At 67.2% G+C, this 15,176-nt stretch carries 11 protein-coding genes; 3 read left to right on the forward strand and 8 right to left on the reverse strand.

All coding sequences use genetic code 11. The features are described from left to right. Nucleotides 1-344 precede the first annotated feature (344 nt). On the forward strand, nucleotides 345-1,583 hold the full coding sequence (locus HWX36_RS15845; RefSeq protein WP_175952985.1) for an MFS transporter: 1,239 nt from the start codon (nucleotides 345-347) through the stop codon (nucleotides 1,581-1,583). A gap of 73 nt (nucleotides 1,584-1,656) precedes the next feature. Here the strand turns inward: HWX36_RS15845 and HWX36_RS15850 are convergent, their stop codons facing one another. Continuing rightward, on the reverse strand, nucleotides 1,657-2,454 hold the full coding sequence (locus tag HWX36_RS15850) for a 5'-methylthioadenosine/adenosylhomocysteine nucleosidase (protein WP_175952986.1): 798 nt from the start codon (nucleotides 2,452-2,454) through the stop codon (nucleotides 1,657-1,659). Next, complete coding sequence (locus tag HWX36_RS15855; protein WP_175952987.1) at nucleotides 2,451-4,814, reverse strand: UvrD-helicase domain-containing protein; 2,364 nt, start codon at nucleotides 4,812-4,814, stop codon at nucleotides 2,451-2,453. Before HWX36_RS15855 ends, HWX36_RS15850 begins: the two co-directional genes overlap by 4 nt. A 235-nt stretch (nucleotides 4,815-5,049) precedes the next feature. On the opposite strand from HWX36_RS15855, the gene HWX36_RS15860 reads away from it, so the two are divergent. Next, nucleotides 5,050-7,917, forward strand: coding sequence for a valine--tRNA ligase (locus tag HWX36_RS15860; RefSeq protein WP_175952988.1), 2,868 nt, complete (start codon nucleotides 5,050-5,052; stop codon nucleotides 7,915-7,917). 87 nt (nucleotides 7,918-8,004) lie between these two features. After that, complete coding sequence (galU, locus tag HWX36_RS15865) at nucleotides 8,005-8,889, forward strand: UTP--glucose-1-phosphate uridylyltransferase GalU (RefSeq protein WP_175952989.1); 885 nt, start codon at nucleotides 8,005-8,007, stop codon at nucleotides 8,887-8,889. A gap of 63 nt (nucleotides 8,890-8,952) precedes the next feature. Here the strand turns inward: galU and HWX36_RS15870 are convergent, their stop codons facing one another. From HWX36_RS15870 to HWX36_RS15895, 6 genes are all read right to left on the reverse strand, one after another. Then, nucleotides 8,953-9,567: a DUF4136 domain-containing protein gene (locus HWX36_RS15870; RefSeq protein WP_175952990.1), complete on the reverse strand. Its 615-nt coding sequence runs from the start codon at nucleotides 9,565-9,567 to the stop codon at nucleotides 8,953-8,955. A gap of 37 nt (nucleotides 9,568-9,604) precedes the next feature. Further along, complete coding sequence (locus tag HWX36_RS15875; protein ID WP_175952991.1) at nucleotides 9,605-11,992, reverse strand: CHASE2 domain-containing protein; 2,388 nt, start codon at nucleotides 11,990-11,992, stop codon at nucleotides 9,605-9,607. Nucleotides 11,993-12,002: 10 nt separating this feature from the next. Next, nucleotides 12,003-13,364: a FecR domain-containing protein gene (locus HWX36_RS15880; protein WP_175952992.1), complete on the reverse strand. Its 1,362-nt coding sequence runs from the start codon at nucleotides 13,362-13,364 to the stop codon at nucleotides 12,003-12,005. Next, entirely contained in the window at nucleotides 13,361-14,065 is a 705-nt protein-coding gene (locus tag HWX36_RS15885; RefSeq protein ID WP_006490421.1) for a response regulator transcription factor, read from the reverse strand. The genes HWX36_RS15880 and HWX36_RS15885 overlap by 4 nt, the downstream gene beginning before the upstream one ends. Nucleotides 14,066-14,330: 265 nt before the next feature. After that, complete coding sequence (locus HWX36_RS15890; RefSeq protein ID WP_175952993.1) at nucleotides 14,331-14,744, reverse strand: peptidase; 414 nt, start codon at nucleotides 14,742-14,744, stop codon at nucleotides 14,331-14,333. Nucleotides 14,745-14,936: 192 nt separating this feature from the next. After that, nucleotides 14,937-15,164 (reverse strand): sulfurtransferase TusA family protein, encoded by a 228-nt coding sequence (locus HWX36_RS15895; RefSeq protein WP_175952994.1) that lies wholly within the window; start codon nucleotides 15,162-15,164, stop codon nucleotides 14,937-14,939. Nucleotides 15,165-15,176: the final 12 nt, after the last annotated feature.

Raw genomic sequence — 15,176 nt, forward strand, 5'->3', positions numbered from 1 at the left:
GCCATGCCGCGCGTCCTGCGCCCGCACCGGCGGATAGCCGGCGCCGGGCGCGGCGCGCCTGTTGTCATTGGGTCGTTCTACGGCCGCCACCGCCGTTTCTTGAGTCCGGGAAACCACGCACCCGGCCCCGGGCGCGGCCCCGCTGACGGGCAGGCGCGCCGCCAGCGTTATACCCGGCCAAAAAGCGGGCACCGGCCGATCCATCGGATGAATGTCCGATTCACGACAAAACTTGTCCGGACATTCTCGATACGCCACATTACACTTCTTTGACGCAGCAACGATTCAAGACGCGCCCATCCCCAGCAGAGCGCGCCCGCCACCTCAACTCGTTCAGCTCTCACATGGAAACCAGCTTCGACACCGGCTCCGCCGGCGCAGCCGCCACCCAGCCGTCCGCGCCCCCCGTCTCCCGCACCGTGTACCCGGTGCTCGGCGCGATCAGCTTCTCGCACATGCTCAACGACATGATCCAGTCGTTGATCCTCGCGATCTATCCGATGCTCAAGAGCCAGTTCGCGCTGTCGTTCGCGCAGATCGGCCTGATCACGCTCACCTACCAGATCACCGCATCGCTGCTGCAGCCGCTCATCGGCCTCTATACCGACAAGCGCCCGAAACCGTATTCGCTGCCGGTCGGCATGGGCTTCACGCTCGCGGGGCTGCTGCTGATGTCGGTCGCGCCGAATTTCCCGATGCTGCTGGTCGCCGCGGCGCTCGTCGGCTGCGGCTCGTCGGTGTTCCATCCCGAATCGTCGCGCGTCGCGCGGATGGCGTCGGGCGGCCAGCACGGGCTCGCGCAGTCGGTGTTCCAGGTCGGCGGCAATGCGGGTTCCGCGCTCGGGCCGCTGCTTGCCGCACTCGTGATCATTCCGCACGGCCAGCACAGCATCGCGTGGTTCTCGGCGGCCGCGCTCGTCGCGATGATCGTGCTCACGCAGATCGGCCACTGGTACAAGAAGCATCCGTCGATGAAGAAGAAGGCCGCGGCGGCCGGCCACCCGACGCTGTCGCGCGGCCGCGTGATGGGCGCGATCGGCGTGCTGGTGCTGCTCGTGTTCTCGAAGTACTTCTACCTCGCGAGCATCAACAGCTATTTCACGTTCTACCTGATCGACAAGTTCCACCTGTCGGTGCAGGCCGCGCAGATCCACCTGTTCGTGTTCCTCGCGGCCGTGGCGGCCGGCACGCTGATCGGCGGGCCGGTGGGCGACCGGATCGGCCGCAAGTACGTGATCTGGGTATCGATCCTCGGCGTCGCGCCGTTCACGCTGCTGCTGCCGTACGCGAACCTGTTCTGGACGAGCGTGCTGACCGTGATCATCGGCATCGTGCTCGCATCGGCGTTCGCCGCGATCCTCGTCTACGCGACGGAACTGATGCCCGGCAAGGTCGGGATGGTCGCGGGCCTGTTCTTCGGCTTCGCGTTCGGCCTCGGCGGGGTCGGCGCGGCCGTGCTCGGCCAGCTCGCCGACGCGACGAGCATCGCGTTCGTCTACAAGGTGTGCTCGTTCCTGCCGCTGATCGGCGTGCTGACGGTGTTCCTGCCGAACCTCGAAAGCAGCCGGCGCAAGAAAGCGTGACGAGGCGGCCGTGGCGTGCGCGCCGCGGCCGGTCGAATGGCTTGAAGAAGGAGTGAAGAAAACGACGGCGGCTTCAGGCCGCCGTCGTCGCATGCAGCGTCAGGAAACGCTTGAGGATGCCGGACGAATAGCTGCTCGCGATCGCCGACAGGAAGTGCGAGAACGACTGCGTTGCATGATCGTCGGCCGTATCGGAAATCGTCCGTACGAGCGCGAACGGCACGTCGTGCTCCGCACACACCTGCGCGATCGCGGCCCCTTCCATTTCGACCGCGAGCGCATCCGGCAGCGCGTCACGCAGCGCGACGACCTCGCGCTCGCTCGACACGAAGCGGTCGCCGCTGATGATGAGCCCCGCATGCTGCTTCGCACCGGCCAGGCCGAAGCGCGCGGCGAACTGCGCGCCCTCTTCCTCGACGAATTGCGCGCACGCGGCCCGCAGGCTTGCCGTCAGCGCCGCGTCGGTCGCGAAACGCGTAATGCCGAGCAACGGCACCTCGTAGCGCGGAAAGAGCGGCGACGCATCGAGATCGTGCTGCAGCAGCGTATCGGCCACGACGACATCGCCGACGCGCACCGTGCGCGACACGCCGCCCGCGACGCCGGTGAACACGACGCCCGCCACGCCGAACACGTGGATCAGCGCGCTGACCGTCGCGGCGGCCGCGACCTTGCCGACCCGTGCGAGCGTCACGACGCAGGCCGCGCCATGCACGGTGCCGACGTGATAATCGCGACGGCCGAGCGTGACCGTCTTCATCGCGCCGTCGGCGCGCATCGCGGCGATCAGGTCGCCGAGTTCCTCGGGCAACGCGGCCAGAATGCCGAGCGGACGAGCCACGGGCGTCGCAAAGTTATCGATGCCCATCATTCCACCGCCTGCAGTTTCGTGACCGCGAGCGCGAGCCACTTCTCGCCGTGCCGCTTGAATTTCACCTGCGCCTTCGCATCGGTGCCGTTGCCCTCGAGCGCGGTGACCGTGCCTTCGCCGAACTTGGTGTGGAACACCTGCTGGCCGACCCGGAAACCGGCATCGGCCGCGCGCTGCTTGTCCGCGAACGCGGGCAGCGGTGCGGACACGGCCGGGTCGACGATCTGCTCGCGACTGCCGCCGCCCGGCCGCGCGAACCAGTCGCGCCCGTACCCGGCGTTGTCCGACCGGCCGCCCCAGCGCGAACCGGCCTCGACCTTCGGCGTCAGCCACTTGAGCACGTGTTCGGGCAGCTCGTCGAAGAAGCGCGAGCGCACGTTGTAGCGCGTCTGGCCGTGCAGCATCCGGCTCTGTGCGAACGACAGGTAGAGCCGCTCCTTCGCGCGCGTGATCGCAACGTACATCAGCCGGCGCTCTTCCTCGAGGCCGTCCGATTCGAGCACGCTGTTCTCGTGCGGGAACAGCCCTTCCTCGAGACCCGTGATGAACACGGCCGAGAATTCGAGCCCCTTCGCCGCGTGCACCGTCATCAGTTGCACGGCGTCCTGCCCGGCCTGGGCCTGGTTGTCGCCGGCCTCCAGTGACGCATGCGACAGGAAGCCGGCGAGCGGCGTCATCGTGTCGGGGTTCTGTGCCGGGTCCGCGGGCGATACCGGATCGAGCACGTCGAGCGCCGGATCGTCCGTCGCGGTGCCGAGCGCCGGCGCCGCGATCGCACCTGCGCGCAGCGGGATCGAGCGGGCCGGCGTGTCGAGCCCGTAGCCTTCCTCGGCAATGAACGCGGTGGCCGCGTTCACCAGTTCCTGCAAGTTCTCGAGACGGTCCTGGCCTTCGCGCTCGCCCTGGTAGAAATCGGCAAGACCGCTGGCGCGCACGATGTGCTCGACGGTATCGGGCAGGTTCATGTGCTGCGTATCGGCGCGCATCTTCGCGACCAGGTTTGCGAACCCGCCGAGGCTCGTGCCGGCCTTGCCCGTCACGTACGGAATCGCGGCAGCCATCGAGCAGCCGTACAGGCGCGCGGCGTCGGCCAGCTGCTCGATCGAGCGCGCACCGATGCCGCGGGTCGGGAAATTCACGACGCGCACGAACGCGGTGTCGTCGTTCGGGTTGTCGATCAGGCGCAGGTACGCGAGCGCGTGCTTCACTTCCTGGCGCTCGAAGAAGCGCAGGCCGCCGTACACGCGATACGGGATGCCCGACGACATCAGCGTGTGCTCGATCGAGCGCGACTGCGCGTTGCTGCGGTACAGGACGGCCACTTCGCTGCGCGCCATCCCGGTGTTGATCAGCGAGCGGATCTCCTCGACGATCCAGCCGGCTTCCTGCGAATCGGTGCTCGCCTCGTACACGCGCACGGGCTCGCCGTGGCCCGCATCGGTGCGCAGGTTCTTGCCGAGGCGGTGCGCGTTGTTCGAGATCAGCTGGTTCGCCGCGTCGAGGATGTTGCCGTGCGACCGGTAGTTCTGCTCGAGCTTGATCAGGTTGCGCACGCGGAATTCGTCTTCGAAGTCGCGCATGTTGCCGACGTTCGCGCCGCGGAACGCGTAGATCGACTGGTCGTCGTCGCCGACCGCGAAGATCGCGTTCTGGCCGCCCGCGAGCATCTTGAGCCACGCGTACTGCAGCTTGTTGGTGTCCTGGAACTCGTCGACGAGGATGTGCTTGAAGCGCGCCTGGTAGTGCGCGCGCAGCGGCGCGTTGTACGCGAGCAGTTCGTAGCAGCGCAGCAGCAGCTCGGGGAAATCGACGACGCCCTCGCGCTGGCACTGCTGGTCGTAAGCCTGGTACAGCTCGACGAACTTGCGGTTGAAGTTGTCGGACGCGTCGACCTTGTCGGGACGCAGCCCCTGCTCCTTCGCGTTGTTGATGAAGTACTGCACGTTCTTCGGCGGGTACTTCTCGTCGTCGACGTTCGCCGCCTTCATCAGCCGCTTGATCGCGGACAGCTGGTCGGCCGTATCGAGGATCTGGAAGGTCTGCGGCAGGCCGGCGTCGCGCCAGTGCGTGCGCAGCATCCGGTTGCACAGGCCGTGGAACGTGCCGATCCACATTCCGCGCGTGTCGATCGGCATCATCGCCGACAGGCGCGCCATCATCTCGCGCGCGGCCTTGTTCGTGAAGGTCACGGCGAGCACGGTGGGCGGCGATGCGTAGCCCTGCTGGATCAGCCACGCGATGCGGGTGATCAGCACGCGGGTCTTGCCGCTGCCCGCCCCGGCGAGGATCAGCGCCGGTTCGTTCGGCAACGTGACGGCGGCGAGTTGTTCGGGGTTCAGATTGGCGAGCAGGTCGGGCATGGAGCGGCAGCGAACGGGCGAGGAAAATGCGGACCCGACATTATAAGTCGGCCGCGAAGCTTGCCGTTCGCTATCGTGCAGGCATGCTGCGAAGGCCGCGGAACGCCGACACGCAGGGCACGCAATGGCCGGCCAGTATGGATACGCCCATATCAGCGACCGACCATCTATATAGATGCATTTATAATTGTCAGATTCGGCATCCAATTCACGCATTTTTCGGCAGATTTCCAACATGAGCGACAACACGCTTGCGAAGAGCTTCGAGCCCCACACCATCGAATCCCAATGGGGGCCGGAGTGGGAAAAGCGCGGCTACGCGGCCCCGGCCTTCGATCCGGCCCGCCCCGATTTCTCGATCCAGTTGCCGCCGCCGAACGTGACGGGCACGCTGCACATGGGCCACGCGTTCAACCAGACGATCATGGACGGCCTCACCCGCTACCACCGGATGCTCGGCGAGAACACCCTGTGGGTGCCCGGCACCGACCACGCGGGGATCGCGACCCAGATCGTCGTCGAGCGCCAGCTCGACGCACAGGGCGTGTCGCGCCACGACCTCGGCCGCGAGAAGTTCGTCGAGCGCGTGTGGGAATGGAAGGAAAAATCCGGTTCGACGATCACCGGCCAGGTGCGCCGCCTCGGCGCGTCGCCCGACTGGTCGCGCGAATACTTCACGATGGACGACAAGATGTCGGCCGCCGTGCGCGACGTGTTCGTCACGCTCTATGAACAGGGCCTGATCTATCGCGGCAAGCGCCTCGTCAACTGGGATCCGGTGCTGCTGACCGCCGTGTCGGACCTCGAAGTCGTGAGCGAAGAGGAAAACGGCCACCTGTGGCACATCCGTTACCCGCTCGTCGATGGCTCGGGTTCGCTGACCGTTGCAACGACGCGCCCGGAAACGATGCTCGGCGACGTCGCGCTGATGGTCCACCCGGAAGACGAGCGCTACGCACACCTGATCGGCAAGCTCGTCACGCTGCCGCTGACGGGCCGCGAGATCCCGGTGATCGCCGACGACTACGTCGACCGCGCGTTCGGCACGGGCGTCGTGAAGGTCACGCCGGCGCACGACTTCAACGACTACCAGGTCGGCCAGCGCCACAAGCTCGCGCCGATCGAGATCCTGACGCTCGACGCGAAGATCAACGACAACGGCCCCGAGCAGTACCGCGGCCTCGACCGCTTCGACGCACGCAAGGCGATCGTCGCCGACCTCGATGCGCAGGGCTTCCTCGACTCGGTGAAGCCGCACAAGCTGATGGTGCCGCGCGGCGACCGCACGGGCGTCGTGATCGAGCCGATGCTGACCGACCAGTGGTTCGTCGCGATGACGAAGCCGGCGCCGGAAGGCACGTTCAATCCCGGCAAGTCGATCACGGAAACGTCGCTCGACGTCGTGCGCAGCGGCCAGATCAAGTTCGTCCCGGAAAACTGGACGACCACCTATTACCAGTGGCTCGAGAACATCCAGGACTGGTGCATCTCGCGCCAGCTGTGGTGGGGCCACCAGATTCCCGCGTGGTACGGCGAGAACGGCGAGGTGTTCGTCGCGCGCCACGAGGAAGAGGCGCGCGCGCAGGCTGCCGCGAAGGGTTACACGGGTGCGCTGAAGCGCGACGAAGACGTGCTCGACACGTGGTTCTCGTCGGCGCTCGTGCCGTTCTCGTCGCTCGGCTGGCCGAACGAAACGCCTGAACTGAAGCACTTCCTGCCGTCGTCGGTGCTCGTCACGGGCTTCGACATCATCTTCTTCTGGGTCGCCCGGATGGTGATGATGACCACGCACTTCACGGGCAAGGTGCCGTTCCACACCGTCTACGTGCACGGCCTCGTGCGCGACGCGGAAGGCCAGAAGATGTCGAAGAGCAAGGGCAACACGCTCGACCCGATCGACATCGTCGACGGCATCGACCTCGACACGCTGGTCGCGAAGCGCACGACGGGCCTGATGAACCCGAAGCAGGCCGCGACGATCGAGAAGAAGACGCGCAAGGAATTCCCGGACGGCATCCCCGCGTTCGGCACCGACGCGCTGCGCTTCACGATGGCATCGATGGCGACGCTCGGCCGCAACGTGAACTTCGACCTCGCACGCTGCGAAGGCTATCGCAACTTCTGCAACAAGCTGTGGAACGCCACGCGCTTCGTGCTGATGAACTGCGAAGGTCACGACTGCGGTAGCGACAAGCCGGAAGTCTGCGGCGCGGGCGATTGCGGCCCGGGCGGCTACCTCGACTTCTCGGCGGCCGACCGCTGGATCGTGTCGCTGCTGCAGCGCACGGAGGCCGACATCGCGAAGGGCTTCGCCGATTACCGCTTCGACAACATCGCAAGCAGCATCTATAAGTTCGTGTGGGACGAGTACTGCGACTGGTATCTCGAACTCGCGAAGGTGCAGATCCAGAACGGCACGCCGGAACAGCAGCGCGCGACGCGCCGCACGCTGCTGCGCGTGCTCGAGACGGTGCTGCGCCTCGCGCACCCGATCATCCCGTTCATCACCGAAGCGCTCTGGCAAAAGGTCGCGCCGCTCGCGGGCCGCTATCCGCAGGGCAAGGCCGAGGGCGAAGCGTCGCTGATGACGCAGGCGTACCCGATCGCGAACCTGCAGAAGATCGACGAAGCGTCGGAGCAATGGGCGGCCGACCTGAAGGCGATCGTCGACGCGTGCCGCAACCTGCGCGGCGAGATGAACCTGTCGCCGGCCACCAAGGTGCCGCTGCTCGCGGCCGGCGATGCCGAGCGCCTGCGCTCGTTCGCGCCGTACGTCCAGGCCCTCGCGCGCCTGTCGGAAGTGCAGATCCTCGCGGACGAAGCGACGCTCGACAAGGAAGCGCACGGTGCGCCGATCGCGATCGTCGGCCCGAACAAGCTGGTGCTGAAGGTCGAGATCGACGTCGCGGCCGAACGCGAGCGCCTGTCGAAGGAGATCACGCGCCTGACGGGCGAGATCGCAAAGTGCAATGCGAAGCTCGGCAACGAGGCATTCGTCGCGAAAGCACCGCCAGCCGTGGTCGAACAGGAGCAAAAGCGCGTCGCGGAATTCCAGAGCACGCTCGAGAAACTGCGCGCGCAGGTCGATCGGTTGCCTGCGTAACAAACCGTAAGGTCGTTTGCGTTCACTATAATTGCAACGTGAACATAGACCGTCTGACAAGTCGATTACAGGAATAAAGGTTCGATCATGTTGAAAGTTACCAAGGCGGTGTTCCCCGTTGCCGGTCTCGGCACACGGTTCCTCCCGGCAACGAAGGCAAGCCCGAAGGAAATGCTGCCGGTCGTCGACAAGCCGCTGATCCAGTACGCAGTGGAGGAAGCGATCGCCGCCGGCATCACCGAGATGATCTTCGTCACCGGGCGCAGCAAGCGCGCGATCGAGGACCACTTCGACAAGTCGTACGAAGTCGAGGCCGAACTCGAGGCGCGCGGCAAGGCAAAGCTGCTCGAACTCGTGCGCAGCATCAAGCCGAGCCATGTCGATTGCTTCTACGTGCGCCAGCCGGAAGCGCTCGGCCTCGGTCATGCGGTGCTGTGCGCGGAAAAGCTCGTGGCCGACAACCCGTTCGCGGTGATCCTCGCCGACGACCTGCTCGACGGCAACCCGCCCGTGATGAAGCAGATGGTCGACGTGTTCGACCACTATCACAGCTCGGTGATCGGCGTCGAAGAGATCCCGCCGTCGGAGACGAAGTCGTACGGGATCGTCGACGGCAAGGAGTGGGAAGAGTCGATCGTCAAGATGTCGGCGATCATCGAGAAGCCGGCGCCGGAAGTCGCGCCGTCGAACCTCGGCGTGGTCGGCCGCTACATCCTGAAGCCGCGGATCTTCGAGCACCTGCGCGCGCTGAAGCCCGGCGCGGGCGGCGAGCTGCAGCTCACCGACGCGATCCAGGCGCTGCTCGCCGACGAGCAAGTGCTGGCCTACAAGTACCAGGGCACGCGCTACGACTGCGGCAGCAAGCTCGGCTACCTGAAGGCGACGGTCGAGTTCGCGCTGCGGCACGCGGAAGTCGGCGCGGAGTTCGACGCGTACCTCCGCACGCGCGGTGGCGCACACCCGGCCGACTGAACGCGGCAAGGGCACGAGGGCTCACTCCGGCGAGCCCGCCCTCACCTCATCGGCCGCCGACGCTCAGCGCGCGTCGGCCGGTTTCACCGAGACGACGCCCGGCATCGCGCCCGCGTCGTCTTTTTTCGTCTTGACGAGCCAGCCACCGCCGTCGCCGAACGGCACCTTCGCGAGCGCGCTCTTCACGAGCGCCGGCGCGGCCTGCTGCGTGCCGGGATCGCGATCGCGCAGCGCGGCCGATACGCGGTAGACGTCGACGCCCGATTTCGCGTCGACGAAGCGCAGCGTCAGCACATGGCGATACACGCGGCCCATGAACGGCAGCGCAAACGGCGCCGGCCCGTCGACCGTCACGCATGCGCTGCTCGCGGCGCCGCACCCGTCGGCGCGCGCCGCGACCGAGGCCGGCTGCGTCGCATACGCGATCGACAACCGGTAGCGCGCGGCCGCGAGCGGCCTCGCATCGAAGCCGCGGTGCGCGAGTTCGTCGCGCACAAGCGTCTCGATCTGCCGGTATTCGGCATCATTGGCCTGCGCGGCCGTTCGCACGAAATCGTAGCTGTGCGCATCGGATGCGAACGCGTTCGGCTGCCCGACCGCACTCACGCCGCTCGTCACGCCGGCGCAACCCGTCAACAGCGACGCCGCCAGCGCGGTCGCTGCCCATTCCTTTCTCATGGCTTTCCCCAAATGCCTGCCGTCGCGCCCGGCCCTGTCAGGCGGACGGCTCGTCGATCGCGGGCAGCGACACCGTCACCGCGGTGCCGACACCCACCACGCTGTCGACCGACACGCTGCCCCCATGGCGCGTGACGACCGTCTTCACGAATGCCATGCCGAGCCCGGAACCCGAGATTTCGGGCCGCTCGCCGGCATGGAATCGCTTGAAACGCTCGAACAGATGCCGCTGATCTTCCGGCGCAATCCCGTAACCCTGATCGCGAATCGTACAGAACATCCGTTTCGACGCGTGCTCGACCGCCAGCGTACACGTGATCACGGTATCAGACGGACTGTATTTGACTGCATTGTTCAACAGGTTCACGAAGGCGCGCGTGATCAGCGAGCGATCCGCGCGCACCCAGCACATGTCGGTGCCAACCTCGGTGTCGATGCGGATGTGCTTCGCTTGCGCCTGCGGCCACACCTCGTCGCTCGCATCGATCAGCACGTCGACAAGGCTCGTCACCTCGAGCTGGTACGCCTGCGACTCCGCGCGCGCCAACTGCACGAACTCGTCGGCGAGCGACAGCGCGCGGTGCGCGTAGCGCTCGATCCGCGCAAGCAGCCCGCGCATCGCGTCGGTCTCGACGCGGTCGCGCTCGATCTCGACGAGCGCGAGAATCGACGACTGCGGCGAGCGCATGTCGTGCGACAGCAGGTGCAGCGCTTCCTCGCGATGCCGCTCGGCCGCGTGCAGTTCGGTCACGTCGACGAGGCCGGCAATCCAGCCCGTCACGCGGCCCTGCGCGTTCGTGCATGCGGCGTAGCGTAGCAGATGGTCGAGCCCGTCGCGGTCGCGCACCTCGATGCCGCGCGCCATCGCGTCATGCTCGGCCTCGAGCGTCGGGTCGAGCACGGCCGGCCAGTGCTCGCGGATCGCCGCATCGTGTTCCGCGTTGCCGTCGACGGTCTTCATGAACGTCAGCTCGCCGAGCGCGGTGCGCAGCGGCCGCCCTTCCGGCAGCGGCAGCGCGAGCCGCGACCCGTAGCGCTTCGCCGCATGGTTCGCGATCAGCACGGTACCGGCCAGGTCGGTCACGAAGATCGGCTCGGGCATGCTGTCGAGGCTGTCCCACACGAAGCGCTTCATGTCCTGCACGCGCTGCGCGGCTTGCGCCATCAGCGCCATCTGCCGCTCGAGCACGTCGCCGCCGACGTCGCGCGTGCGCGGCGCCTCGGGCAGCAAGTGCGGCTCGTCGGCGAGCCGCTGCAGTTCGCGGCGCAGGTACGACATCGTCATTTCGAGGCGCCGCCAGTTCCAGATCGGGTAGACGGCGATCAGCCCGAAGATCGCGGGCGCCGGCGACAGCCAGATGCGCGCCTCGAACAGCAGCGCCATGCTCGCGACGACCGAGAGCGCGGCAAGGCTCAGCGTCAGCAGCAGCGCGCGCCACGGCGACAGCATCAGGAAGCCGCCCAGCAGCGCGGCGAGCGGCAGCAGCGACGCGGCGAACAGCCCGGCACGCGACACCGGCGAGATCGCACTGCCGGTCGCCAGCATGTCGAGCACGTTGGCGTGGATATACACGCCGGCGAGCGGCCCGAATTCGCCGGACACGGGCGTGGCGAACCGGTCGTACAGCCCCGACGCCGTCACGCCGACGACGACGATCTTGCCGCGCAGCGCATCGGGCTTCACGCGCCCTTCGAGCACGTCGTCGAACGACAGCGTCGGATACGCGGGCGTATTGCGGCTGAACGGGATCAGGTAGCGGCCCTCGCCGGCCGCGTCGCGCGACAGGTCGTGCGCGTCCGCGCCCGGCGCGCCGCCGACCGGATGCAGCCGGCCGGCCTGGATCGCCCGGTACACGGGCACCATCAGTTGCGGCCAGCGCACCCGGCCGTCGCTTTCGAACAGCGCGACGCTGCGCACGATGCCGTCGGGATCGACTTCGAGATTGATGTGGCCGAGCCCCATCGCGCGCGCGGCGAGCGGCGCCACCGGCGGATCGACGGTGCGCGTGCCGTCCGGTTGCTCGGGGCTCAGCAGCACGGGCAGGAAGGTCGGCACGCGGCTCATCGCGTCCGCGAACGCGCGATCTTCCGGCGACGGTTCGGTGAACAGGACATCGTAGACGACGGCGGCCGGTTGCGCGCGCGCCAGCGTGTCGAGCAGCCGCGCATGCACGTCGCGCGACCACGGCCAGCGGCCAAGCGCGGACACGCTCTGGTTGTCGATGTCGACGACGACCACGTCGGGTGACAACGGCAGGCTGCGCAGCATCAGCAGCCGGTCGTAGAGCAGCCCGTCGACGCTCGCCGACAGCCGGCCGAGCGCGCACGCGAGGATCACCGCGATCCCGAGGCAGCCGATCGCGATCCATTCGATCAGGAAGCGGCGGCCAAGGTGCCGCCGCGGGGAAACGGAATCGGGTTTCATGCGCCGCGGATCAGCGCGACAGCGTGAACGCGCCGACCGGACTGGTCTTCTCGTAGAACTTGCCGCCTTCGAACTCCTCGACGGTCACGGCCCAGAAATAGTCGCCCGGCGGCAGGTGCGCGACCGTAATCTGGCGCGTATGCAGGCCGACCTGGTCGACGACCGGCGCGCTCAGGTCCTTCGAGCGCGACAGCACGAACCGGTAGCGCGCACCCTTGCCCGCACCGCTCGGCGACCAGCGGAACTCGTAGCCGCCGGCGCCGGGCGACGCGCTCGCGTCGAGCCCCATCACGCGGCGTTCGAACGCGTACGTACGCGGCCGGCCCTCGAGGCCGTTCGCGTCGATCGCGGCGACCCGCACGAAGTAGTTCCCGTTCGGCACATCGTGGAAGACCGCGCGCGGCGAATCGGTGCGCGTCTCGCGGAACAGGTCGAGCAGCCCGGCGTCGTGCGCGAGCTGGACGCGATATGCATGCGCCTGGTCGAGCGGCGCGACGTCGAATGCGACATCGGGCTCGTCCTGCACCTTGTCGGGATGCGCGAGCGCCGGCGCGGGCAACAGCTCGACGGGCGCGCCGACCGCGCCGGACGATGTCGCGACGCTGCCGAAATTCGCATGCACGAGCGTCGGATCGGCCAACCGGCGGTCGCCCGCCACGCCGACGGTGCCGTCGAGCACTTCGACGCGCGTCGACGCATTGCCGGCCGCGTCGTAGTTCACGCGAAAGTGCGTGCCGCGCACGCCTGCCACGACCGACGGCGACCGGATCTGGAAGCGGTCGTCGCGTTTCTTCAGATGGGTGACCTCGCTGTCGACCGAGCCACGCGTCAGTTCGAACTCACGATCGAGCGTGCCGGTCAGCACCGTGCGGCGCAGCGTCTTCAGGGCGAGCTGGCTGTCGGGCGGCAGGCTCATGTGCGTGCCGTCGGCGAGCTCGAGCGTCACGAAGCCGTTCGGGCCCGTGCGCACGCGATCGCCTTCGGCGAGCGTCGCGTCGTTCGCGAGCGGCGCATAAGCGTCGCCGGACGCACGTTCGGCCGAGCCCTGCACCGCGACGACGCGCGCGGTCAGCTTTTCCTTGCGCAGGCGCGCCACCGGCAGCTTCAGCGCGATGCCGGGCTGCAGATGCTTCGGCGCGGGCACGCCGTTGATCCGCTGGAGCAGTTGCCAGTCATCCGCGCCCTGCAGGTAGCGCGTGGCGACGTCGTACAGCGTGTCGCCCGCCTGCGTGCGGTAGACGGCCATCTTGCCCGCCGCCTCGGGTGGCTGGGCAGCCGCATGCTGCGCGGCGAACGCAAACGCGACCGCACACGCTGCGCGCAGCGCTACCGTGCGCAGGTTCGCCGTGCGCTGCATGATTCCCGTGGTCACTCCGGTTCTCCCTGGCCGACCCGCTCGAGCCGGTAGCCGTAGCCGTAGATCGGCGCGAGGCGATAGCCGTTTTCGGGCCGCAGGCCGAGCTTGGTGCGCAGCATCGAGATGTGCGTATCCATCGTGCGCGACGGGATGTCGGTCGCCTGCTTCCACACGAGATCGAGAATGTGCGCGCGCGACAGCGGCCGGTCGAGGTGCTGGAACAGCAGCAGCGCGAGTTCGAATTCCTTCTGCGTGAGGCTCACGGCCTTGTCGCCGACGTAGGCCTGCTTCAGGTTCACGTCGAAACGGAATTGATCGAATTCGCGAACGGTTGCCTCGGCGTTGACCGGATACGCGCGACGCAGCAGCGAGCCGATGCGTGCGCGCAGGATCGGGCCCGACACGGGCTTGACCACGTAGTCGTCGGCGCCGGCGTTGAGGATCTGCGTGATCCCCGCCTCGTCGTCACGGCTCGTCATGAAGATGATCGGCAGGCTGTGCTCGGTCTGATTGGCGCGCACCCACTTCAGCACTTCCTCGCCGGACATGTCGGGCACGTTCCAGTCGAGCACCAGCAGATCGAAGGTCTCGCGCTGCAGACGCTTCTTCAGGGCCTTGCCTTCCTTGAACGCATAGCACGTATGGCCAACGGCCGTCAGCGTTTGACTGACGAAATCCGTCTGGGCCGGATCGTCATCCAGTACAGCAATTCTCATAGCACCCCGCAAATCGAAATCGATTCGTCCAGTTCAGCTCCCCGCCCTACCCGGCCGCGCAACACGCGCGGCTTCCGGATACCGGCCGGCGAGCCGTCGTTCGCCGCTCGCGCCACCTGCGCAAACCGGCGACCCCGGCTAAATATCTCAAAAACGGGGCACGGACGAACCGGCGATTTCATCATAGTAGTATGAAATTCGCCAATAAATTGCGCGGACTACCGTCTTTTCTTCGAATAATCCTTCCCGCCGTGCAATCGAGCGCCTAATCGATGCCCGCCACCTGCTCGGCAACATCATCGTCCGGCACGCGATGCGACAGCGGCTCCGGACGCGCCGCTTGTGCCAGCATCCGCTGCAGCTGGCCGCGCACGCGCTCCCACGCAGCAGCCGCATAGTCCGGCTGGCTCGCCGCCCACGCCTGCGCCAGATCGAACACGCGCTCGATCGTCGCACCGCAGTAGGTCAGGCCCGAGCCGTCGTCCTGCGCGGCATCGCGCAGCCGTTCGTCGAGCCACTCGGCCAGCCACGGCATCTCGGCCGCGGCCGAATCCGCGTAGGCCTCCAGCGCGGCACGCGCGTGGCGGTCCTGTTGCGGGTCAAGCTCGATACGGCTCAGTCCCGATACGCTGCGTCCCGCTCCGGACGGACTTCGAATGGTCCCTGGTCTGAAGGACATGTCCTCTCCCCGTTGTACGACGGTAGCGTCAGGCATGGCCCCCGTGCCTGCCATACGACGTACCTGGCCGGCGCATCCGCTGGGAGCGGACGACCGGCCGGGTCAGTATACGCAGCCGATCGCGAAGCGAGTTTTAAGAATTGTCAGAAAAGCGTGGCCGGCGATGTGCGGCCGGCGCCATGATGCGCGCCGTCAGCGGCGGCGCATCAGGAACACGAAGGTCTTGTCCTGCGTCATCGATTCGACGATCTCGTTGCCCGTCTGCTTCGCGAACGCGGCGAAATCGCGCTGCGAACCGGGATCGGTCGCGAGCACCTTGAGGATTTGCCCGCTTTCCATGTCGGCGAGCGCTTTCTTGGCACGCAGGATCGGCAACGGGCAATTGAGCCCGCGCGCGTCCACTTCCTTGTGAATCTGCATCGGCTGTCGACC

The sequence above is a fragment of the Burkholderia sp. BCC0405 genome (assembly GCF_902833075.1).
In the GTDB taxonomy this organism is placed as follows: domain Bacteria; phylum Pseudomonadota; class Gammaproteobacteria; order Burkholderiales; family Burkholderiaceae; genus Burkholderia.